The 26,530-nt window shown below is 65.7% G+C and carries 1 protein-coding gene; it reads right to left on the bottom strand.

What is annotated here, in order from left to right; genetic code table 11:
• Window positions 1–34: 34 nt before the first annotated feature.
• Complete coding sequence (locus ACGFNJ_RS42425) at window positions 35–26,530, bottom strand: amidase family protein (protein ID WP_393462026.1); 26,496 nt, start codon at window positions 26,528–26,530, stop codon at window positions 35–37.

Genomic DNA, 26,530 nt, shown 5'->3' with positions numbered 1-26,530 from the left:
GGCTCGTTTCGGCACCTGAGCACGGGGGCGCGAACTACCGTGACCACGGGTTCGGCCGGGGCGTATCCGGACCCGAGCGAGTCGCATCTCGGTCCGCCGGAGGCGGCGCTTCCCCGCTCCGACCCCACACCCGATGACCCGTAAACCGCCTGTCCGCGAACGCGCCCGGCCATATTTCGGACGGCGGTCGCCACGCTTGCGCACCATGCTCACAGGCGTACGCGTATCCCAACAAGCTCGTCTCTGTACCGGGCCGACCGACCCACGTTCCGGACAGCGGATGGCCGGTGCGGGGGTTGTATCCGATCGGCTGTGTGATCACAGGATACCGTGCTCGGCTGTACACCCGGTGGACGCTGGCCTGCACAAACAGCAATGCATCCGCGCCACTGACTGCGAAGGCATGTTCAAGTCGCTCTATCGCATCAGTCATCACAGACGCGCGATGAGCGTGGTAATTTTCCAACACGGCGGGGTCGGTCAGGTCGATACCCGCTGCAGTGATCAGCCTGTTCTGCCCGTAGGGGATTGCGCGGCCGAAGACGGACTCTTGATTGAATCGGATCAGATCATCCAGCGTTTTGATCCGCGCACTCTCGGGCATTCTAGCCAAGTAGCGATCGAAATCCCGCTTGAATTCGTACGGAGCGAGCGCTTCGGGCAGATCGGCCTCATGCACCTCGACCGAAATCAGTGTGGCGCCCTGTTCCGCGAGTACCGTGTGCATTCCCCCGAAGAAATAGGGTGCACCGACGACCCCGATTCTCGCGCCACGCAGAGCGTCGACGGTCAGCGAGGCGGTGTAGTCCGGCAGTCCGGCGTCGGAGTCGACCGCCGGATCCTCCGGGTCCGCGCCGATCATCGCGTTCAGCACGACCGCCGCGCCGTACACTGTCCGCGCCATCGGCCCCACGGTATCCAAAGTATCCGAAAGCGGCATGACCCCCGAACGGCTCACCTTTCCCGGGAATTTAATGGTGACCACCGAGTTCTGGGCTGCCGGGGAAATGAGCGAGCCCGAGGTATCGCCGCCTTGGGCCACTGCCGCAAAACCCGCTGCCACGGCTACTGCCGATCCGGTACTCGACCCACCCGGCTCACCACCTCTGTCGTAAGGGTTGCGTACCTGGCCACCCAACGCGCTGTAGCCGTTGGGCAGCCCGTCGGCAAGGAAATTTGCCAGTTCGCTCATGTTGGTCTTGCCGAGCACAATCGCACCTTGCGACCGCAACTGACGGACCACAAAAGCGTCGCCCGCAGGATACAGATCACGAAGCCCTACCGCTCCGCCCGTCGTAGGCCAACCAGCCACATCGACGTTGCTCTTTACCAGGATGGGAATCCCGTGCAGTGGCCCTCGCACCCGACCACGTCGCCGTTCGGCATCCAGAAGTTCGGCTTCGGCGAGCGCATCCGAATTCAACATCTCGATCGCGTTGAGGCGCGGGCCTGCCTTGTCCCACAGCGCGATCCGCTGCAGATACGCCTGCACCAGCTGCACCGAAGTCAGCGCGCCGTCGGCCATCGCCCGCTGCAACGTATCGACATCGGACCGTCCCACGTCGACCGTCGCGGTTCGCGGCGGTACGCCCGCCCCGACCCGCAGGTCGGACGGAAACCCACCTGTTTTCGCGTGCAGCAAACGCAACGCACTGCCTGCCTGGTCGAAACCCATCAGCCAGCGACGCCGAACAGGGATGTCATTGATCGTCGTGACGTCCCAGGGCTCGTACTGCACCGTGACCGGGTCCTGCAGCTCGATCCAGTCATCACGCCCTCGCTCGTCACAGTGGTATGTCAGGCAATAGGCCAAGGCATCGACTCCATGCTGCGCGGCCTCAGCTGTCTCGTCGACCACCACAACCGTGACACCGGCACGTCGCTGCACGGGTAAGCGCGACATCGTCGTACGGAGTGCCTGCTCGACCGTCCAATACGGACGTTCCGCCTCGACAGCGACTTCCTGCGGTTCACCGTGCAGCAACGACGCGAAGCGTTCGAACGACAGGCCCGGCCTGGCTCGCTCCGAGGCGACGACGCTGCCGCCCCTGTCCCCCAGCAGCACCGCTGTCAACGGCACGCGTCCATCCACCGCATCACCGCGGTGCGCATCGGGCACGTCACCGAACGGCCGAACGAGGTCGGCAGCCTCCGCCGCGACATCCAACGCCGTAGCCAGCCACTCGTCCAGATCCGCGTCGAAGCGCGTTGCCCGGTAGCCGATCTCATCGGCGGTCGCAGCGTCGTCATGTCGGCCTCGGACCATTCGGTCGAGTGCCTCGCCAAGCCGGTGCAATTCGTGGTGGCGACGCAGCCACGGGGTTTCGGCATCGAACGCGTCGATCAACCGTCGCAAGCCGAGATAGCGCTCAGCAGTATGCATCTCGCGATCGGCCGTGCCGCTGGCTCGCAACGCGGCTACCCGCGCCCGTACCTGGTCGAGCGTCGACTTCCCCCACCCGGCGCCCCGCAGTTCGGCCTCGCACTCCCGTAACGCAGCCTGCATACTCATCGGATCAGGCTCGAGCTCACCCCTGCTCATTTGCCGATCCTGCGGATACCTCCGCAGATGGTCAGCCTGGAGGCGCATGCGCTTCTCCCGCGCGAGTTTCCGCCGATGGTCTGTCTCATCCATTGCCGCGGCCACCGTGGCGATTCGCGCGAGTTGGTCTCGGGTGCGGGCGATTTCGTGCACGAGACCGATGGTGGTCTCGAGCCGGCGCGATCTTGTCGACTGCAAACCCATCAACCGCATGAGTTCTTCCCCGCCCGCACCGAGTTCATCGAGCACTGGCAGGTCGAGCTCGAACTCCCTGGCGAGCCCGTCCAGCAGGGCGACGAATCCGGCTCGTCTCCGCCGCGCGACGCCATCTCGTACGGCGGCCAGAACTTCGCGGATGCGGGCCAACCCTTCGCTCGATTGCGTTGGCTCAGGTAGGCAGACCGTTCCGGATGCTCCCACCGCTACACCGGCCAGCGCCTTCGTTACGTGCTCGATCGCAGCGTCGAGATCCGCATTCAGTCGAATACTCGCCGCATAGAGTTCGGCAACCGTAGTGGCACGGTGCATCAGCCGGCGTAGTTCGTCCTTACTGGACACACCTTCGGTGGTCAGCAGGCGCCGGAGGCGCACAACCAGCAGCGACATCCCGGCCGCCGAATCCTGGGTCGGCATCCCGTATTGGCTTGCGATCCAAGAGATCTGGCGATAGGAAGGCCCGAGAGTTCGCTGCGCCTGCTCGTAGTCCTCCACGACCACACCCAGCATGTACAGCGACTCGGCATGTCCCTCCAAACGACGTGTTGCCTCGTTTTGTTCAGTTACCGCATCGAGGATTGCCCCAACCAGTCGAACCGAGGCACCCAACGGGCCGAAACCGGCAGCGACACCAGCCAGCGCGTATGCACCCGCGAGGGAACCGAACGCCCGCGCGGCCCGCCGCGCCAACTCCACTTCGACCGCATCGACCGTCCGAGCCCACCGATTCAGACGGAGGATCTCGTCGACAAGTCTTGCGGCGGTACTGGATTCAGTGAATCTTCGCCCGAGGGACGTGAGTTCGGGTGCCAGGTATCCCGATTGCTGTCGTTGCGACAGAACATACTGTACCCATTCGTCGTCCACGGCGAGACCGCCTTCGATACCGAGCCCCGCGACCAAGTCAGCGCGCAGTTGCCGACACGCGCCGAACCACGTCTCACAGGTGGGCGAGCCTGCACGCAACAGTTCGTCGATGTCGATATCGTCGGGCCGAAGCAGTTCGGCCAGTTCCTGCCGCAGCGTGGCAGCCCACTCATCGACCCGACGGGCGACCGACCACCGGACGTTCGAGTCAGAACCGGCGATCTCATGCAGTTCGAAGGTTCCTGACGGCCGATCGCCTGGTCCGGCCACACCAGCGACGTCCCGCTGTCCGAGACTTCCCGCAGGGTCCGCACCACGCCGCGATGGATCAGCCTCTTCCGCAATGATGTCCCTACCTACCTCAGCGCTCGCGGTCCGCGTCGCGGACGACCGTGTCCACGGGGTCGGCCGCGCCGAATCCGTACTCGGCCGAGTCGCAGTTCGATCGGCTGCGGACCGCGCAAGCCCGCTCGGCGGCAGCAACTGCTTTCCGGCAAACGCTGCCGGATTGATCTCGGACGGCGGACGCCACGCTTGCGCGCCGTGCTCGTAGGCATACGCGTATGCCAACAAGTTCTTCTCTGTACCAGGCCGACCGACCCAGGTTCCGGACAGCGGATGGCCGGTGCGGGGGTTGTATCCGATCGGCTGTGTGATCACCAGATACTGTGCCCGGGCGTACACCCAAAATGCACTCGCCTTGACAAACAGCAATGCATCCGCCCCAGTGCTCTCGAAGGCATGTTCAAGCCGCTCAACCGCATCAGTCATCACCGCGTCACGATGAGCGTGGTACTTCGCCAGCACGGCTGGATCACTCAGGTCGATAGCGGCGGCGGCAATCAACCGGTCTTGTCCGAATGGGATCGCCCGGCCGAAAACGGATTCCTGATTGGCTCGGATCAGGTCGTCCAGCGTCTTGATCGGCGCACTCGCAGGCAACCGGGCCAAGTAGCTATTGAATGCCTGCTTCTGTTCAAAAGGGTAGAGCGGTTCGGGCATACCGGCCGCATTCACCTCGGCCGAGATGAGTATTGCACCTTGCTCTTTGAGGACAGCCTGCATTCCTCCGAGGAAATAGGGTGCACCGACGACCCCGATTCTCGCGCCGTGCAGAGCGTCGACGGTCAGCGAGGCGGTGTAGTCCGTGTGATCGGTGCCTGCGTTGACCGCTGTCGCCGGATCCTCGGCGTCCGTGCCGGCCATCGCGTTCAGCATGATCGCCCCGTCGCGCACTGTCCGTGTCATCGGCCCAACGGTGTCCAATGTGGGGGAAGTCTGCATGACTCCAGAACGGCTCACCTTTCCCGGGAATTTGATGGTGACCATCGAATTCTCCGCCGCCGGCGAGGAAAGCGAGCCCGAGGTATCGGTGCCGACGGACGCTGCGGCAAAACCCGCCGCCACAGCGACCGCCGATCCGGTACTCGATCCACCCGCCTCGCCGCTTCTGTCGTACGCATTGCGTGTACGGCCGCCCAGCGCGCTGACACCGTTGCTTAACCCTGTGGCGAGGTAACTCGCCAGTTCGGTCATGTTGGTCTTGCCGAGAATGACCGCACCTTTCGCCCGCAACTGACGAATCACAAAAGCATCGCCCGCCGGATACGAATCACGAAGGGCCCACGCTCCACCCGTCGTAGGCAAACCACTCATATCGACGTTGTCCTTGACGACAACGGGAATTCCGTGCAGGGGGCCCCGTACCTGGCCTCGCCGACGTTCGGCATCCAGGAGTTCAGCCTCGGCGACCGCATCTGGATTCAGCACCCGAACTGCATTCAGACGTGGGCCCGCCTTGTCGAACACCGCGATCCGCTGCTGACACGCCTGCGTCAACTGCGCCGAAGTAGTCACGCCATCGGCCATCGCCTGCTGTAACGTCGCGAAATCCGCCCGCTCGAGATCGACCGCCCGCGCCGGAACACCCGCACCGATCCGCAACTCGGACGGAAACACACCCATTTTGAGGCTCAGCAAACGCAATGCATTGCCTGCCCGGTCGAAACCCATCAACCAGCGACGAACAGGGACGTCAGATATCGTCGAGGAATCCCACGGCTCGTACCGCCCACTGACCGGATCCTGCAGTTCGATCCAGTTGTCACGCCCTTGCTCGTCACAGTGGTACGTCAAGCAATATGCCAAGGCATCGACTCCATGCTGCGCGGCCGAACGCGTCTCGTCGACCACCACGATCGTGATACCGGCACGTTGCCGCACGGGAAGGCGCGCCACCGTGGTGAGGAGTGCACTTTCGGTCGGCCCTGGCCAATGCTCTGTCTCGACAGCGACTTCCTGCGGTTCACCGTGCAGCAACGACGCATAGGTTCCGAACGACAGGCCCGGCCGGACTCGGCTCGACGCGACAACGGGTTCGTTGCCTGCCGGATCCGTCAGCAGCACCGCGGTCAACGGCACGCTTCCACTCACCGCAGCCCCAGGAGAACCGGACACTGAGGGCACGTCACCGAACCGGCGAACGAGATCCTTGGCCTCTGCCGCCATGTCGAGTGCCGCATCCAGCCACTCATCCAGATCCGCCTCGAAACGCGTTGGCTGGTAGCCGATCTCGTCGGCCACGTCGACTGTCGCGTCGTCGTCTTGTCGGCGTTGCAACAGCCGGTCGAGCGCCTCGCCATGCCGGTGCAGTCTGTGATACCGATATATCCACGGGGTTTCGGCATCGAAAGCATCAATAAGCCGACGCAACCCGAGATAGCGCTCCGCAGTGCGGATCTCGCGATCGGCCTTGCCGCTGTCCCGCAACGCGGCTACCCGCGCCTGCACTTCGGCGAGCGTCGACTCCGCCCACCCGGCTCCTCGCAGTTCGGCCCCGCACTCCCGTAACGCAGCCTGCATACTCATCGGATCGGGCTCGAGCTCAACCCTGCCCAGTCGTCGATCCTGCGGATACCTCCGTACGTGGTCCGCTTGGAGGCGCAACCGGGTCTCCCGCGCAAGTTTCCGCCGATGGTCCGCCTCGTCCATCGCCGCGGCCACCGTAGCGATCCGTGCGAGTTGGTCTCGGGCACGAGCGATTCCGTGCACGAGACCGATAGTGACGTCCAGCCGCCGGGAACTCGTCGACTCCACGGTCATCAACCGCATCAGTTCTTCCCCGCCCGCACCCAGTTCATCGAGCGCAGGCAGGTCGAGCTCGAACTCACGCGCAAGCCCGTCCAACAGGGCGACGAACCCGGCACGCCTCCGCCGCGCGACATCGTCTTGCACCGCGGCCAGAACCTCGCGAACGTGGGCCAACCCTTCGCTCGATTGCGTTGAGCCGGGCAGTTCGGCCGTGCGCGACAGCGCCCCGGCGGCTCCCACCACTACTCCGGCGACGTGCCCGATCGCAGCATCCAGATCTGCATTCAATCGAATGCTCGACTCATAGAGCTCGGCAACCGTGGTGGCTCGGTGCATCAATCGACGCAGTTCCTCCCTGCCCGCCACACCCTCAGTGGTCAGCAGGCGCCGGAGGCGCACAACCAGCAGCGACATCCCGGCCGCCGAATCCTGGGTCGGCAACCCGTATTGGCTTGCAGTCCAGCAGATCTGGCGATACGAAGGCCCGAGCGTGCGCTGCACTCGATCGTAGTCCTCCACGACCATACCCAGCGTGTAGAGCGACTCGGCTTGCCCCTCCAGACGACGCGTCGCCTCGATCTGTTCAGCCACCGCGGTAAGCATCGAGCTGACCAGGCGAACCGGCGCGCCCAACGGGCGCAGGCCAGCAGCGACACCGGCGACCGCGTACACCCCCGCGAGCGACCGGAACGCCTGCACGGCACGCCGCGCCAACTCCACTTCGACCGCGTCGATTGTCTGAGCCCACCGACTCAGGCGCACAATGTCGTCGATAAGCCTTGCGGCCATTGCAGATTCGGTGAATCTCCGCCCAAGGGCCACGAGATCCGGAGTCAGGAACCCCGATTGCTGTCGTTGCGACAGCACATGGTGTATCCATTCGTCGTCCACGACGTAGCCGTGCTCGATACCGAGCCCCGCGACCAGGTCGGCACGCAACTGTCGATACGTGCCGAACCACCACTTCCAGGTGGACGAACCTGCGCGCAACAATTCGTCGATGTCGAGGTCGTCGGCCCGAAGCCGTTCGGCCAGTTCCTGCCGCAGTACGGCGACCCGCTCATCGACCCGACGCGCGACTGCCAGCCGGATGTCCGACTCGGTACCGGCAACATCGTGCTGTTCGAAGGTTTCAGACGGTCGTTTGACTTGTCCGTCCTCGCCCGCATCGCCCAGTTGTTCAAGGCTTCCCGCTGGGCCAGCACCACCGGGCAACGGATCCACCGCGATCGCCTCTTGCTCCGTCGCCGCGTTCGATTCGCGCCGGTGCTCGAACACGCCGCTGCTCGCCGACGCCCGGGCCCACGGGGTCGGCCCGGGCGAATCCGGACTCGACCGATCGGTGCTCGCCGGGTTATTCGCTACTCCCGGCCGTCCATGCGTCGCGTCGGTCCCCACCACATCGGGTGTCTCCTGGACCGGATCGAGATGGTCGATCGCATCTCCTGCTTCGCCGTCTGAGCTCATCGGCGGCGGGCCATCGGGAAGAACGGAGTTGGGCTCGGAAGTCGAGATTTCGTCCGGGGTCGCCACAACGAACGACGAGCCGAGCGTCGCGAATCCCTCGATCGGCTCGGACGAACGCAATGCCCGATGGAATTCGGTGACCAGGTGGCCCTCGAAATAGTTGCCCGGCGGGAAGGGACGTTCCGTGCCACCGGCAGCCCAATACCGCTGCCGCACCGACTCCAGCTCGAACAAGGCGACAGGGTCGATCGCCGGATCCGATTCGACCCGATCCCGCCACCTCTGGTATCGCGAACTTCCCCGGCGGACTTCCTCTGCCCACTCCTGTGGCGTGCTGAAGATGTCCTTGTTGAAGTCGGGCAGCGCACTGGGCGGCTCTCCGACACGCTCCAGCGCCCAAAGCAGGGCCAGCCGCGAGGCACGGCCATTCAAATCGACGCTGAACGGGTGCAGTGAAATCACACCCTGCTGTAGATCCCCGGCCACTCGGTACGGGCCGGCCCCAGGTTCGGCGGCGGCCTCGTTGTATCGGATACAGAGCGGCGTCAGTTCGTCGCGCATGGCCGCGGCCGAGCCGTACCACGGATAGACGATGAACGCTGCTGAGGCCAGTCGCATGGTCTCCTGGGTCGTCCGCCAGAAGCCGACGAGCGGGTCGGACAACAGATCCGCCAGTTCCCGATCAGACAGCGGTGACGACACAGGCCGCACAGCGAGAGCACCGGGTACCCCAGTGATACGCGGAACGGCCACAAACCCGTAAGGTTGGGTCCCTCGTCCGTACGGTTCATGAACATACGTGAGCAGCGGATTGCCTTCGACCGCGCTGACTTCACGCGCCGTCAGTGGAACTCCCTGGCAGGCCACCAAGACGTTGGTGTCCGCGGCCTGTTCCGAAGTGTCATCGCCCCGGAACCGACCGGCGATCCCGGGAGCCACTCGCCATGCCAGCCGACGATGAATCTCCGTAAGGAAATCCACCGACAGTTCCGCATCCGACCTCGATCGTGCGAAGAGGCGCGCATCCAGCCAGCCCGCCCATCCCTCGGGACCATCGAAAATGTCCTCCGGCCGATCTTGGCCCGAGACCAAGACCACCTCGCGGTATCGGTCCTCCATGAACAGCGTCAATTCCAAAGCACGCTCCGCGGCAGTGGTGATTCCCATCGCATGCTCGAGCACCCGAATCTGATCGTGGATCTCCAGGTCCCGAAACCCTGCGGCGCCGCCAGGATCCGCCATACCGGCGTAGCGTGCGCGATCGGCAGCTTCGCCCGAATTCCCCGGCGAGCCCTCGTCCCTGCCAACCCGCAAATCCGGCGGCGGAGTGTCGTCGTCTTCTGCCCCGGGCAAATGCAGAGAGCGGCCCTTTCGGTCGAAGGCCATCACCCAGATACCGGCCAACTCGGAAGGAGGTGACGAGTCCCGCCAGACCTCCAACTGCCCTTTGCCGGGATCCTGCAGTTCGAACCATCCGTTGCCCGCGGGTTCGTCGCACCGGTATTCCAGACGGGAGATGTGGGCGCCAACGCCGTGTTCGTCGGCCTCGTGTGACATGTCGATCATCACAAGTGACATCCCATTGCGTTCCTCCATGGGCAGCGTGGCGATGAGCGCCCGTGCCGATTGCTCCAGCCGGAAATGAGGAGTGATCGGATCCGGAGCGAACCGTTGCAGAGTCCCGTGGAACGCCTCGGCACACCTCCCTATCGACACACCGCTCAGGCCGACAGTGTCCGGAATGGCGACATCGATTCTGCCGGTTCGTTGCCGATGCAGCTCTGCCGTCAGCGGTACGCAATGGTTCTCTGTTGGCGAGTCCGTCGGCGGGTAGGGCCCGATGCCTTCGCCCTCGACGGCCTGCACGAATGGCGGAAGCGGCGTCGGATCCAGCAGAACACCGAATTGATTGTCGAGAACAGCCAATTCGTCGCGCCAGGACTGTAGCGCAGCGAGACCTTCCTCGTTCGTGCTCGAGCCTTCGAGGTCGACACCAGCGTCGGTAGCGAGTCGGCGTAACTCGCCAGATGCTTTGACAAGTCGCGATTCGACATCGTGTATCCGAGAGACCCGTTCTTCAAGGCCTTCCGTATCGGCCCGCAAGCGATCCCGATAATCGGTCCACCGTGTGCGGTGGTCATCCAGCTCGAGGATGCGGCTAAGCGCGCGGTATCGCTGAGTTACCGCATACGTCTGGGTCGGCTCGGCGTCGACACCCGAGATATCGGACGATCGAGGCGATGCGCTGCCACGGCCCATCGCCCAACCTCGCACACTCCGCCACAACCCAGAGGGAAGCACGGTCGCGCGCGACGCCGATCGGTCGCTACCGGATTCCATTCGGAAAAGGTTGCGATGCAGCGGAAAACGCCGGAGATGATCCGCAACGAGACCGGCAAACCGATCATCAGCGGCACGGATCTGTTGCTCGGCCTCGCCGTATGCCGCCGCAATCGCATCGATCTGGTCCATACGCACCGTCGCGCGCACCAGCAGATTCGCCGTGTCGATCGCGTGGTCGAGCGAATCACGCCACTCCGCGTCCGCATGTTCGGCAACCAGCTGTGCGCGCAGCCCACTCAATCGAGTCAGCTCGTTCGCGCCGACTATGCCCGAATCCAAGCGGGTCGGGTCGATACCGAACCGTGCGTCCGCAGTTGTCAGCGCTGCGAACAACGCGCGACGCCGCACCACAAGCGCATTTCGTGCGGAGATCAGTTCGCTAGTCAGCCTTCCGGAACTCGGTGCTCCACTCGTCCCGTCGACAGCCGTCGGGCGGCCGGCCAGCTCTGACTCCGCCAGCGCCAGCGCTGCAGAAATGTCTTCTTTCAACCGGTGGGTTGTGTCGTCCAGTGCAGTGAGCAGCTTTGCGTCTCGAATCATGTGCCGAAGCTGTTCGGCACCCTCGGATTCCGGCTCGTCGGCAAGCAAGCGTTCTTCCAACACCAGGGAGATCGCGCGAAGTTCCTCTTGTGGCAGACCTTGGTCTCGGACAGCATCGTGAAGGGCCGCTCGTGTCCCCTCGCGCGAGAGGCGTTGCGCCTCGGCATCTTCCAAGGCTGCGCCGAGCTGATACAGCTGGTGTGCTCGGGACTGCCACTGCCGGAAGAGGGCCGCTTGATCGGCCACCCGCGCCAGTGCATCCCGAAGGGTATCGAGCTGCACGTCATATCGACCGAAACCGATGCCGGGCATCAGCCCGTACGCCCACGCCAGCGACCGGAACAGGGACGCACCATGCCGGGACAATTCCTGCTCGACCGCATCGACCGTTCGTGCCAACCGCTCCAGGCGATGTATGTCATCGTCCAGTTGCGCAACCGGCTGGAGCTCGACGAAATATTTTGTCGCAGTATCGAACTCGGGCGCAGTAGGCCCCAGGGACCGCAGCCGCGCCGCTGCGCGCGCGACCCACTCGTCAGTCGCTACGCCGTCTTCGGCTCCGAGCAGCCGCCGCAACCGATCACGGACAGCGCCATATGACGTGAACCAGCTTTCCCGGGCAGGTGAACCGGTGTGCAGCAGTTCAGACGGAGTGACCTCGCTGCGCCACAGCAGCGTCTTCAACTCCTGTCGCAACGCTACGGCCTGTTTCTCGACGCGACGGGCAACCGCCAGCCGGACTGCCGCTGCGGTCCGACTCTCGCTCGGCCGCAGTCTTCTTACGATGTGACACCGCGTTTCAGCGATCAAATCACGGCCGAGATGAGGATTGTCGCCGGTCAGCCGGATCAATTCAGTTGGCCTAGGGAAGTCGGCCGTTCTTCCTGCGAACTGGTGCACCACATTTTCCAGAAGTGCCTGGTCATTTTCGGTGCTGTGCGCGCACAGATATTTCGCCGACTCTCGCACATTGACAAGCACACCGTTGAGGTCGATGGGATCGTCGACCGGCCAGTCCACCCCCGCCAATATTGCTGCGGCGCCATATTCGTACAGAGTCGTCCCGACGATCCGATCTACCCCGTTGTTCCTGAAGTAACTTTCTGTCCGCGCCGCCAAAGCGGCATGGAATCCGTTGTCGGGCACACCCTCGAAAAGATACGTCAGGTCGTCGACGACAATGTCTCCGGAACCATCCAGCTGTATGTCCAGATGGAAGATTCCGACGTCGCCACCGCGGTCGTCGACCACCTGCCCGAATATACTGAATCCCGTAACGGTCGAACTCTTCGGCTGCGTCGAAACATAATTGCCCTTCGAAATTACGAACTCCCAATTGACGGAGTACGTAGACCTCGTCGAGAGCACCCGATACGGCCCGCAGTGCCAGTTGCCGGGTAGCACGCCGTGCAGCAGCGCGCTGTAAGGTTCTTCGTGTGTCAGCAACTCTCGGAATGAAAGAGTTCTGGTCGATGCTGCCGAACTCGGCACCTTCGGGTCGATCCACGCCGACGCCGGGGAGGCCGTGCGGATAGCAGGATCTGCAGCCATATACTCGTCGTAGTCACGGACGAGATACACGGAGGCCGCCTGGAGCAGTCGTTTGCCGAGTTGCGGATCATCGGCACCTCCGAAATGGAGCACGTCAGCAGGTGACGAACCCCCGGGGCCCGCTTGCTCGAGCTGCGCCAGGAAGGCTGTCACTCGGTTGCGGTCTGCGGGAGTGAGATCGGTGAATCGCGACCGGACAGCTTCATTCAACAGTTCGAGACTCTGTTCGAATCGCTTCTCGGTCGGATCCCAGCGTACGCCGGGCTCCCCCACGACCAGCGGGGCCGCACGGAGCGGGGCGAACTCCATGCGGTCGGCATACGATCCGAAATATAGATTGTCCAGTCGAGCAATAAAGGAATTGTAGATCTCTATTTCATACCGAAATTCCGCTGCATTGCCACTGCGGAACCGAACCACGATTCGGGCCAAATCATCGATATCGACATCAAATACAGGCCACCACACCACCTCGCCATTCTCCGAATTGACGATCGTGCCGGAAAAGGCTATTCCATGGCCTCTGTGTCCCGAGGGGACGGCGACATTCTCCGCCACACGATAGCGGGCAGCGGTAACCTGGAAGACGAGACGGCCATATCGCCCGTCGAGTTCTCCGAGCCTGCGCAAGAGCAGAGAGTCGTCCGGCTCGGTAACGGCAAGCAGTTCGGTCAGTGGGGTTGCCGAAGCCGGGTCCGCAGTTCGCACGCGAGGTGTCTGGGCGGCCGATTCGGCGCTGTCTCGGTAGCGGTCGATCAGTCGATCCAGTCGCACGCACTCGGTGACGTCGTATGTCAGCGCGGAAGTTTCCAGGTATTCGACCACAGCAGTGACCAGGCGTGCGGTCTCGCTTCCGCCGAGAGCCGCCAATCGCCTGAGATCGGCGAGCGGGTCGGCCCCGCGGTCGGGCCGAGGCTCGTACGGTCTCGGCACGCCCGTCATCTCGATCAGCGCGGCCGCCTCGGAGGCCTGGCGCGCTGGGAGCGAGGCAGCGAGGGTGGTGTCGCCCTCGATGACCTGGGCGGTCGCCGCCTGCGTGTCGTTCTCCAAGCGCATCGCGTCGACAATCCACGCCCGAAGGGCGGTGGGATCGGCTTCGCTCGCTCGCGTCCATCCAGCGCCGTCAAGCGATCGCAAATGGCGCTGCAGTCGCTCGACCGGCTCCGCGAGGATTTTGCGGTCCGCCAGATCCGACGGATCAACCACAAGTAGCGCGGCCAACCTCGTACGCGCACCTTTCGCGTGCTCCTGGAGCGAGTCGAGCGTGGCGGCATTTGGCTCGAACGACGGCATGCCAAGCCGAGCCGTCACCGCATGCAGCCGCTCCGCGGCCGTTGCCCGTTGCCGCCGAGCTTCGTCGAGATTTCGCGCGGCAATTTCGTGCGAGGGATCCGGATCTTCTTCAGGAGGTGCCCCCATCGCGGATTCACTGTTCGGCGCGAACTGCCACCGTCCGTCGTGGTGTTCGACGGGGATCCCCACCGCCTGGGTGTCGCCGAGATTCCCCTGCACGAGAACGATATCCAGCGGTTCCTGGGGGTCGGGGCCGCGCACAGGCAAAGGCGGGATTTGCCGGGTCCACAGCCGGTGCAGCACGTACGCGGGATGCGTCCGCTCGATCATTGGTTCCGCCCGGACCATCTGATGGCCCAGCCACGCCAGCCGATCGAAATCGCGGAGCGGATCTTCGACCGCGAGCATGCCGAGCCACTGACGGAATCCGAGCGGCGTGACGCCGTCCGTTCGAAAGCTCAGGTAGTGGTCGAGCAGCTGGGCGAGGATCTCAGCGCCGGACTGCTTGCGGCGGTGTCCCTCCGCCTCGGCTGCGGATATTGTCCGAACGTCGACGCGGCCGTCCGTGCCCGTGGTCACCTCGAGGTAGCGCTTCTGCAGCTCGTCGCGCCAGAGTGCGTCGGCGAACTCGGGACGCTCGGCGGCCAGGCTCAGCATCCTCGTCATATGGCCGCCCGGCGGAGCGGCGACCAGCAGCAGACCGCTCGCGCCGTGCGGCACGTGACCGATCCCTTCACTCACCATGTGCCCCGCACCGCGCGCATGCAGATCTGCGGCGACGACCCGGCCGGCCGGGAAGCTGTCGCGGCGGCGCGTGGTATCGGACGACTCGGCCGCCGCGTTCGCCCGCTGGGCGAGCAGTTCGGCATAGTCACGCAAATCCGTTTCGCGCCGCACGATCTCGTTGCGGCGAGAGGCAAGACCGTTGTCCGACACCGGTATTGACGTCAATTCCGAGGCGTCGACGCCGAGTTCATCGGCCAGATTCGCTCGCTCGTCGAGCACCTGGTCCCACAGCGCAGTCACGGGATCAGGCCCGCTTGCACCCTGTTGTGCCAAGCCGAGCCGTGCCGCCATCGCGTCGCAGGCCAGCTGCCACGCACGCAGCCGGTCCGCGGCCGCGTCAGCGTCCCGGACGAGATCGTCGTATCGGCGAACCTCTTCGGGCGACATCGTGACGTCGAGGTCTATAGGCGTGAGAAGAACAGAATCGCGGCTCCGCGCATGCACCTGCGCGGCCACCCGCCACACCAGCGACGGCAGGTCGGGTTCGACGATTGGTTCGAGGGCGCCGTCACGTTCGGCTTGCGCTGTCGGCACGGCCCACCACCCGTATTCGCCAAGTCGGATGTTGACCGTGAGTTCCTTGGAACCTGTTGTCGCGGACAGCTCCCAAAAATGACGCGGAGCTGCCGCATTCACCTGCGTCGTTGCGGGCGCCGCACCTGCGGCTACCGCCTCCTCGATCCGCCGCAACAGCCGGTCGGGATCGCGATCCGACATCCCACGCAGCCATCGGTTCAGCACATCGCCCGCGCCGCCGTCGCCCCGGGGCGGCGCGACGCGCCAGAGCAGGCCGTCGGGGGCGATCTCGACCACGGGCCGCACCACGCCGAGATCGACCTCGCCACGTAAGACAACCCGCCCTGCTGCACGGGCATCCGGCTCGGCAGGCAAAGGAATCTGGCGGGTTGCGGCCCGGATCAATACTGCCGCCGGATGCGGAAGATCCATGATCGCTTCGGAATTCGCCTCGGCAGCCGAGTAGGCGAACAACTGCAAAGTACGATCTCGCTTGAGACGCCCGGCAACGACCGCGTGTCGGGTACCGCGCGACTTTCGCGCTTCCTTCCTTCCGTAGAAAACGTGTGTGCCCAGCTGACCGACCCAGTCGCGGAAGCTGTTGGAGATCAAGCCGAGCCGGCGGAAACGCAGGTACTCGTCAAGCAGGATGCCCTCGAGTTCGGCGTGCGTCGCCGCACGATATTCGCCTTCGGCGATGCGAGCGGAGACGGCCTGTACAACCGGCCCCTCCGCGCCAGTCGTCACTTGCAAGTATTGCCGGTCGAACCGCGGATGCCACCGTGCCGCAACGAATCTCGAATCCGCGATCACCGCATCCAACAGCGCCCGGCGATGCAGACCCGTCGGCGCGGCGACCACCAGGCGTCCGCCGTCACCCGAGGACAGGAACGCCACAGCCTCGGTGATCCGCTCGCCCTCGACTCCCTCCAGCCGCCACGACTCGAGCTGTCGGTCGATGGCCGCGTGTGCCGCAGCCCATTCCGCGTTCGTGGCTCTGTCCGGCGGCGCGACAGCGAGTGAGGCGGGGGTTGGCGTGGCAGCGGAACCGGAGGTCTTTGCGTCCACAGTATCTTCTGCCACAACAGGTTCGACGGCAGGCCGGATGTCTCGAAGGAACGCCCGGCCCTGTTCGTCGATCGTCACCTCGGTGAAATGGAATCGGGCCCTCTGCTCCGACAGGGCAACACGGACATCAGAGGGAACCGAGTCCATCACACGATCCAGCCCGGTCACCGCCCCGGCGACGAAGACCTCGGGCGGGACACCATCCTTCTCGACGACCGCCACCTGAGACGCCAGCCAGCGCCCGCCTCGGCCGTCGATCACGTTCTGCGCGAGCAATTCTTGCGCCACGTTGGCGGCTGCTTCGGCGCGCACGGCGCGCTCCGCGCCGAACCCGTGATCGAACAGCGCGAGGTCGCGACGAACGATGTCACCGAAGGCGCCGACTTGCGCAGCCAATTCCTGCTCGGACTCGGTTCCCGGCGGGTGCGACGCCGCGGCGCGGAAGGCATGTGCCCACTCGACGAGTTCGGCGACGGCGCAAGCGAGCTCGCGCGAACTCGCCTGCTCTGGGCTCGCCACCCCTAGCCGACGGGCACGCCGCACCGCCGCTTCGAACAGGTACCGGCGTTCGCCGGCCGCTTCCGCGATCCGTTCGCCCCACTCCCGCAGCACGCCGATCTGCTTCGGCCGGAACTCGCGCGGATCGCCGACTTGCACCCAGCCTCGCGGATCATGCTCTGCGGGCTCATATTCCGAACTCGGCGATGCATCAATAGTGGGCAACTGCCGCAACGCGGCATCGATCGCCGATTCCATTCGTTGGCATGTGCCGATATACCCCAGCAGCTGACCGAGCCTGCGGTGGCGCGCGGCTCGGGCGGGTAGGTCATGCCGCACGGTGGCGTGCGCGTCCTCGACTTGACGCAGCAGGTCGGGGGTGAGTTCGGCGTCAGCCGAGAGTATCCCCTCGGCGTGCAGGTCCGCAGTGAGACTCGTTGTCAATTCCCGCAATTCGCGACGCAAGCGAGGCGTGGCGAAGTTCGCGTCCGCGCGCTCCTCGCCACAGAGTTCCAGCCAGTGGTCACGCAGCGCACGCACCCGGGCGAGCGTATCGATGCTGCGCGACAGCTGCTCGAGCTCGACTCCGGTTTCCGCATCCCCGGGAGTCGGACCCGATCGAAGTCCGTCCTCCATCGTGCCGATGCGGGCGAGGAGCTTGCGTTCTTTGTCCAGTCGCGACGGAATTTCGACCAGCCGGGCGAGCTCCAGGTATTCGGTCACCGTCTCGATCAGGCGCCCCGGTTCGGAGGTTCGGCCGATCTTTTCCCCCAGCACGCGCAGCTCCGCGACTGCGTCTGCGATCCATTCGTGTGCCGTGTTCTCCCCGGTGTCGGGGTCAGGCACGTCGAGGACATCGGTGAGGCTCAGCGCGGCATCCGGATCGATGATCGAGCGCATGAACCACACGGGCAGGTGGCAAAGCGCGCCGTCCGAAGCCCCCTCGACCACGTGCTGCCACTGACCAGGAGCCAGGTGGCGAAGTCCGTGCTGGAAGAAGGTGGCGATCCGCAGCACCAACTGGGGCCCGCCGTCGTACCGGCCCAGACGCGCGGATAGCCGCGCGCGGCTATCCGGCCCGTCCCAATCCCCGGTATCAGGATTGCGACGCCAGGCCACCAACATCGAATCGGCCAGTTCCCGCGCTTTGGCATCGAAATCCGCCAACCACTGTCCGAGGTATTCCGAGATCGGGGTCAGCCGATCGGCCTGCGCTCCCCGCATCCCGGCCGCCTGGTCCAGCTCGGCGGACAGCCTCTCGGCTCGTTCCTGTGCAGCACGCCTGGCGGTGGTAAGAGTGCGCAGGACCGTCGCGTCGTCATATCTCGCCCGCAGCTCGGACAGCCGATCCTGGTACAGCTCTGCCGCCAGCACGTTGCCCGCGGTCATGTCCTGTACCACCCTGGTGATGTCGCTCCGCGTGAACTCCGGCAGTTCGGTTCGAGGCGTGGTTCGGGCGCGCATGATCTCGGTGTGCCGAGCGATTTGCTGGTCGGCGCGCAGCGGTGTCCATCGGCCGGAGAGCAGGTTCTCACCGATGAGCTGGGACTGCTCGGCGTGGATGAAACGGGACCGGATGTTTTTCAGGCTCCAGTCCTCCGGATACTGATACCCCTTGTCCGGATGCACGAACTTCGCGTTCGACAGATAGAACAGGCCGAGCGCCTGCCCCAAGCTTCGCTCCGCGAGCTGGCCATTGCCCATGGCAGGACGTAGATCGCGGTACTCATGGAGGAAACGGGCAGCGTCCTCGTGGGAGGTGATCCTGGCCGATTCCTGCTTCAACGCGTAGGCAAGTATCTGCGAGAAGAATCGCGCCGTCCGCAGCGAGGCGAGATCTTCAGGAGCCAGCAATCTGGCTACGGCCAACGCATCGAATTCCGAGAGGTGTTGCAGGTCGATGCCGCACACGGCGCGCACCACCGGATGCGGATGGAATCGTCCCTTCTGCCTGCCGGCACGTTGATCGTAGGCGGTGTTTTCCACCGCCTCGAACAGCAGCTGCGCCTCGTCCCGCGCGTCCGGCGCCAGGGCAAGCGCCCGCTGCCGCAGGATCGTCGCCGACACCAGTTCGTCGTACGCTTCCGGCCGGTCCGCCATCCGGCCACCGCCGAATTTCAAGTCGCTGTTGGCATCGGCAGCCATCGCGAGGAGCCGGTCCAGGGCGCCGGCCCGGATGTTCGCCATATGGTCCTGCAACCGCCGGAGACCATCTTCGAGACCGAAACCATTGTGATACGAAGCGGGCACCAGGAATTCGGGCTTTTCCAGCTCCCCTACTATCTGCAGAATCGTGCCGACCTCGGGGTCTCCGTACATGGCGTTCACCGCATGCATGCCATCTGCGGCGAGCCGCACCGCCACCCGAGCATACGGATGCTCGAGGACCCAGTCCGGTAGCGTCGCCCGCACCTTCCGGATCTGCCGCTCCAGCACATGGTCGGGCAGCGGCGGCCGCTGCGGATCGAGCAGTACTGCCCGCACCCAGTCCAGGTCTTTGAAGTCCTTCGGCAATCCCCGCCGCCATTTCGCCGCGGTGATATCGGACAGTCCCGCAACCTGAATGCCGCTGTCCGTTCGCCACCCGCGGGCAATCAGATCGCCGTGGGAAATGCCGCTCCACCCCACGGTGGCCTCGATCTCGCCGTTGGTCACGACTACGAAGCCGTCCGCGAAACGTCTTTCGGCCCAGCCCTGTTCGCGAAGGTGGCGGAACACGTTTTCCGGTACCGAGATATCCGTGTCCTGCGCAGGCCGGGCCCTATCGGGGAAGGTGGCCGCGATCGCCGAACTACCCACCACCACAACGTGTCTCGCGGCATCTCCGAGGCTCGCGAGAGTTGCTTCCAATGCGCGGCGCTGCGCGGGCGCTGTCGCACGCCCACCGTGCTCGCTGGTACCCGCGACAGCGCGCCGCGACGCGGCGATGCCCTCCCCTACCCAGACCGCTTTCCATGTTTTGGCGGTCGCGCCGGCCCGATACAGCTGGGCGAGGCGGTCGGGAAAGGCTGTCTGGTCCTTTTTGGCGCGCTGCCGGATGTTGACGACGAGGCGGCGGGTATATCCTGCCGCAGTGTGCTGGCTATCTCCACGCTGCTGATACTCGAGGTAGCGGTCGAGAACGAACTTTCTCGCATCACGCGCTACAGCTGGATCACACTCGGCAGACTCCACATATCCGAGTGCCTGGAGCAGTTCCTTCGGCAAACTCGTGGACGTGCTCGGCTCTCGCGAAAAGTCACCTGTGGCGTGCGTCGCATCGCGCTGTACCTCGCCTTCGCGCCGGCGGGTATCGATACCGGCGACCGGGGCCGGGGCGGGGCGGAGCCATTCCTCGCCGGTGATTCGGCCGTTCTCACGGATCTCCTCGAAACGGCGCAGCACGCCGTGGATGGCCCCGCGTTCGAGGCCGATGTCAGTCATGATGGCCTCGAGCTCGGCGGGGTTGCGGGCGCGGTCGCGGGCCTGGTCGGCCGGGTCGAACGGACGGTTCAGCGCATCCTCGACGAAGACCGACATGAGTTGGCGGCGGGCGTCGATCATCTCGGCTTCGGACAGTCCCTCCGGCAGGAAGGACTGCAGGTCGACGGGTGCGCACTCATCGTTGTCGATGGCGAGCGGACGTTCGTCGGGCTTGGTGAGCCAATTGCCGACCCGCAGTTCGCGGTCCATGATGCCGGCGATGTAGTCGGTCTTCGCGAGCAGATTGCGGTCCGCGAGTAGGTAATTCGGGACCCAGCCGCTTGGCGTGGTGTCGGGGACGAATCGCATCAGCGAACCCTTGCCGCGCGGGCCCTCCCACAGCACGGTCTCCGGCACCAGCCCGGCACGAGCCGCCTCGTGCGGACCAGCCAGCCATTGGTAGAGCTTGTAGTAGAACACCGCGCGCGACGCGAAACCAGAAGGCGGGGTGACCATTTCGCCGACCGCTTCGCCTTCGCGCGGCTTGTAGATCCATTCGCTACCGTCCTCGAACCGGACCCGGTAAGCCTCGTTCATCGCGGGCCCGCTGTTCAGCGGCGCCAACTCGACAATTCGACCCCGGTCCACCCCGGCAATCACGTTCGGCCGATCACCGATCGGCGCGGACGGGCGGCCCGGCTCGGCCACCGCATGGCCTTGCGCACCTGGCATCGTCGCGCGATCCTCCGGCGACGGCGGTTCAGGCGCCGCCGAACGATCGTCCGGCGGCCGACTGCCCACCCGCCCGCGCACCGTCGCCGAACGCATTGATTTGCCGATCTCCCGGATTTGTTCCGGCGACAAGCCGACGTCGGCAGGCACGACCCGATCCGGAACGAGATCACCGTTGCGGTCGAAATCGATGGTCCAGCAGTATCGTTCGGACTCAGGCAGGCCTGCGATACGTTCCCGCTGGCGGCCCAGCCAGTCGTCGAAAGCGATGGCTTTGTCCAGCAATGTGTTTCGGTCGGCCAGAGCGGGCGCGTCGAAGTCGAGCCTGCCGTTCTTGTCGGCGGCGAGATCGATCACGACCAAGTTCGGGCGGGCCAGGTCCTCGCTGTTGTTGACCACCAGCACCAAATGGTCGTAGCCCTGGGGACTGTGGCCGTCTTTGGTGTGCTGCCACTTGTAGACCAGGACCTGAATGCCGCCGGGACGCCCCTCCAGGCGCTGCACCGCTCGGTCCACGGAGCCGGCCCACGTGGGCGTACCACCACGGAACGAACGTCGGATCGTGTCTCGATCGTGTCCGCGCAACGGTAGTTCATCGGGCGGCATGATGAATCGGTCCCGGTTGCCCTCGCACAGCACTCGCATTGCGGTGACGCCATTGTTGACGCAGTTGTCGGTGGCGCGTCGATGCATCTCGGTGACCAGGTCGAGCAGAGCCGCCGTGGCTACGTAGTAGGAAGCGGCAGTGACCATTTCGTCGGTGACCGGGCGGTCGGAGGTGGTTTCGTTCGGGTCGGCCTCGGTGGTGGCATGGTCATGGAATGCCCCTTCCGGCAGCTTCCGGGCGACCGCATCGCCGAGAAGATCGCGGGCGGTTACCGCCGTGACGTCGGCGGGTGCTGCCCCCAGTGCATTCGCGAGCTCTGCGTGTGCGATGCGTAGCTCCGCGCCGACATTGCGGAGTCCTTCCGCACCCTCGATCCGATCGCGTTGCCAGTGCAAGTGCTCGGCGAGGATGTCACGGCGTTGGGTGAGGTCGTCGAGTGCCTGTTCTCCGGTGCGCAAGGAGTGGTGGACGGCGGATTCGGGTGATCCCGCGTCGATGTGCCGCCATCGGCCTTTGACCGCCGATTCCGACTGCGGCGCAGTCACTTTCGGCAGACTCGACGGCGTCGATCGCAGGTAGAGCTCCTGCCATCGCGTACGCAGATCTGCCGCGCTCATCCGAACCAGACGCTCGAGCCAGTCCGATCCCGGCTTCGGCCCGTCCGGTACCGGGGAGTTGATCTGTGCGGACAACCGGTTGAACATCGTCGCCGAGTACAACAGCGACGTCATGAGCAAATAAGTCCGCGCGAGGTCGACCACGCGTTCGAGCTCGTCTCGCTCGCGCTCGGGTGGTGCGTCCTGCTCGCCGAGACCGCGAAGAGCAACCGACGCTGCCTCGAACGCCTCCTCGACCTGACGCGCGTCCAACTGGTCCGCGGTGGTACCGAGCAGTCGCGCGAGTTCAGCACCCACGTCCGCGTGCTGCTCACGCAGGCGTGCCAGCTCCGCAGAATCCTGGCTGAGCGCCCAAGGATCGACCGTGTGGTCTGGCGAGATCCGTGCGAGCTCACGGGCCTCCTTGCCGCGCTTACGGCCCCACCAGATCCACCCGTCGCGTAGCAGCGAGGTCGACCACGAAGAGGCACCGGCCGGTGGCACCGAATTCACCGCTGGCGCAGGCTGTTCCGGCGTGCCGGACGGGCGCGTCGGCGCGTCGGCGGTAGGCGTGAAGTCCGTGCGCACCGATTGGTGCGACGCGGGCCGCATCGATGCTCGATCCTGCTGTGCAGCAGCGTGTTCGGATGACCAATAGTCCGGAGCCCAATACTTGGCGGTGCCATCCTGGTGGTACCCGCCCGACTGCTCGAGCTCGACATCGGCGGTGAGATAATGCTCGAGCGCGTCCGCGATCTCCGCCACCGCGGCCGACTCCGCCATGGCGGCGAAGCGGCGCAGCTCACTCAGCCGCTCGGGTTCGGGTCGGTCTGGCGCTGTATCGGTCGGCGCAGACAGCGGCCGATCGTAGTCCGGATGCCGCGCTGTCTGCGCACTGCGCCACTCTCGCCCGAGCAGCTCGCCGAGGTCCGCCGTCAGGCCCGCGCGCGCAGCCGGGCTCAGCTGCTGCCATCGCTCGAAGTCCAACGCCCGCAACGCCTGTTCGAACCGGTCGATCGCCTGTTCCAGCTCGGGCCGCCCGGCGAACCGCAAACCCTCCGGCGACTCGCCGAGCATCGCTGCCACGGCGGCGCGTGCCGCATCACGCCAGCGCACCAGCTCGTCCGTGTCCGGAGCGACCGACTCGACCGTGCCCGGAGCAGCCGACTCGACCGTGCCCGAAGTGACCGGCTCGACCGTGCCCGAAGCAGCCAGCTCGACCGACTCGACCGTAGCGACCGACTCGACGGTAGCGACGACCGGCGCGACCGGAGTCGAGTCTTCGGTGAAGTCGGGCTGTGACGACGAACTTTTGCCGGAGCGACCGGAAACGGACTCCTGGTGAGTCGCGTCGGGCTCGGCATGGGTCGAGTCGGGTTGCGGCAGGGTCGAATCCGGCTCGGGACGCCCGGTACCGCGCTGCAGGGGCGGCGAACCCTCCCGGGGTAGCGACGAATCGGACGTGGTCTGGCCGGAATCGGACGGGGGCAGCTGTTCGCGGCGCTGTGCATCGGCGAGTTGGCGATACAGGGCCGCTTCGTGGTCGGCGGGCACCTGGGTGAGCTCGGAAAGCGGGGCGGGGCGCTCGCGCACCTGGACCCCTGGAGCATGGTCCGCGCCGGTACGCGGGCTGGCCTGTGTTGCCGGGGTGGGTGCTGCGGGCTGCCGACCGACGCCGCTGTCCGGCTTCGAATAGTGCGCGGCCCCATCGAATCCCGGCCTCGGCGTTGCCGCGGAGGGCGCCGCTCCGACCGCCGGAGCGCCGGAGCGTGGCGTGACCAATGCATCGGCGGCAGCGTGTGCATCTGTCCAGCGCTGCAGCGCTTTCACCAGTTCGGCATTGCGCACCGACCCGCCTGCCTCGACCACGCTGGAGAGCTGGTCCCGTAGTGCTGCGGTCAGCACCTGCGAACCGCGCAGCTCACCGGTCGAGATCCGCCCGGCATTGCTGTCAGCGGCCAGGTCGGTGCGGATCAGCTCGCCGACCAGTGGCCCGACATCGCGGCCGAAGCGGTCCTGCAGCACCTCGGGCGGACCGTCGAGCACCCGGTTCAGCGCCTCGCGCAACTGTGCCGGGTTCGACCGCGCGAGCTCCGCCCCGCTCATGCCGAGCTGTTCGGCCAGTCCCGCCCGTGACTTGCCGAGCTCGCTCCAGACGGCCGCCGGATCCTGTTGCACTGTAGGTTCTTTCACCGGTGCCACGGCTTCACCGGGCTGCTGCCCGGCCAGCCGCGCATGGTCGTGTGCGGTTTCCGCCGGTTCTCGCTGATTAGCCTGTCTGATCTGCTCGTAGAGACTGTCCTGGTGCCTGCGCTGAGCTTCTCGGGTCTCGGCCAGCTCCCGAAGCTGTGCCTCCCTGATCTGCTGATAACGTTGCGCCTCCCGGTCCTGCTGCTCGCGCCGATCCTGCTCGGCCTCGGCCAGTTCGCGCAGGCGAGCCTCCTTGATCTGCTGATAGCGCTGGGCATCCCGGTCACCCGCTGCGGGATCGGACCGCGCCGGATCGGCGGGCGAGGGCTCGCTCGGCAGCACGGACTCAGGGCGCGCCCGCTGCTCCGGCACTGGGTGATCGCGATCCACCGGATAGTCGAGCGCATACTTGGACGCCCCGTCGTGCCTGCCACCGCCGAGTTCCTGTAGTTGTGCGTCGGCCGCGGTGTATCGGTCGTAGGCCCCGACCAGGCGAGCCAGGGGCGACTCAGGGCCGGCATCGATAGCCATGTGCCGCAACGCATCCAGGCGAGCGCCACCGGATTCCGGCGCCGTACTCGGCGGCGGGTTCTCCCCGTGGCTCAGGTGCTCGAGTGCCCGCTCGTGCTCCGCCTGACCGGACCGGCGCAGCTCCGGCGCAATGAGATCGGGGCCGATCTGCGCCAGCGCCTGCTCGCGCACCTCCGGTGCGAGCCCATCCCACCACCACGCGCCCGACGACGATTGCCTGCTGAAACGCTCGACCGCGCCCTCCAACGCACCGCGCCCCCACAGCTTCAACGCCCCGGGCTCCAGCCCCAGCAGCCCCTCTACCTCGGCACGGTCGGTCGCGTGCTGCGCCACCAAAGCTTCCACATCGGAAACGGGAGTCGGCACCGCCTCGGCGACCGATCCCGGGTCTGACGGTGACGGCGCCTCGGTTGGCTTCAGCTGTCCGTCACCGGTCGCCTGCCCCGCGCCATTCCCCGAAACCGGTAGCGGCGCTGTGGTTTCCGTGTTGACAACCGCTGACGGCACCGAACCCGGCGGGAGCGGCACAGGGTCCGGGTCCGCATGCACGCGCGGCTCCGAACCTTCAGTAATCGCCGTGTCCGGGACCGGTGTCCGTGGCTCTCGCGCGGTCTCCCACGCCTGCCGCGACTCCTCGGAGATCTTCATCGGCGACCCGGCAATCGGCGGATCAGGGCGGGTGAACACCCCGCTGCCGTCGACCGCAGGGCCGCCGCCGGGACCAGGACTGGGGTGCGCGCCGGGTTGCGCACGAACTGTCCCGGCGAAGGCGCCGTTGAGCAGGGGCGCCAGCACGTGGTCGAAACCCTGCGGCCAGCCGGTGACCATCGCGGCTGCGCCCAGACCCGCACCCGCACCCGCGATCCCGTGTACCAGTCCGGCCAACGTCCGGCTGGTCTGCATCCCAGGAATCACCGCAGGCGCGAACCGCGCTGCCAGCCTGCCACCCACTGCACCACCCGCACTTGCCACCCCCGCAACGAGAATCGAGGTCAAGTCCATTCCGGTCGGATTCTCCCGATCAGCCCCGATCGGAGACAGATTCCGGTCGCCCGCCGCAGCCTGCAGCAACTGCACACCCCCGTCGACAGCCACCGGCAACCCCACCGTCATCGCGAATCGCACCGGCCCCAACGCCGACAACCTGGCCATCGTTTTCGCCGCGAGGAGACGATAGGTCTCCTTCAGCCCCGCGCGCATAAGCACGACCTGAGCCCGGCCTTCTAACAGTGTGGCCTCCACCGCCGGTCCCGCCGCCACCTGCCCAGCGGGCCCGGCCGCGGCGGCGGCCGCCAGCATTCTGCTTATCCGCCAAGCCAATTCGATACCGAACACGTACATCACACACAGTGTCTTCTCCGCGTCGTTGGCCGCACCACTCACTTGGTCGGCCAGCGTCAGAGCCTGCTGACCAAGCGTGCCTGCACCCTCTTCGGTCGAGCGCAATACCGCGCGCAATCGGTCCCCGAACACCCCGGTCGAATCCTGCCGCGCCCCGATGACGCCCACATCCTCGCCGTGCTCGGCCAACGCCGCAGCTTGCTCCCGCAATTCCGCGGCGAACTGCCGCATCCCGGAGATGTCGGCCCGGGGCAGATCACCACCGAACACCACCATCTCGATCGGCCGCCGCAAGAACTCCAGCAAGCTCTCGAAGATTTCCCGCACCGCCACAACAGAGTTCGACGACGACAC

The organism is Nocardia sp. NPDC049149 (assembly GCF_043197455.1).
Classification (GTDB): domain Bacteria; phylum Actinomycetota; class Actinomycetes; order Mycobacteriales; family Mycobacteriaceae; genus Nocardia.
This window is presented reverse-complemented; position numbering and strand designations above follow the sequence as displayed.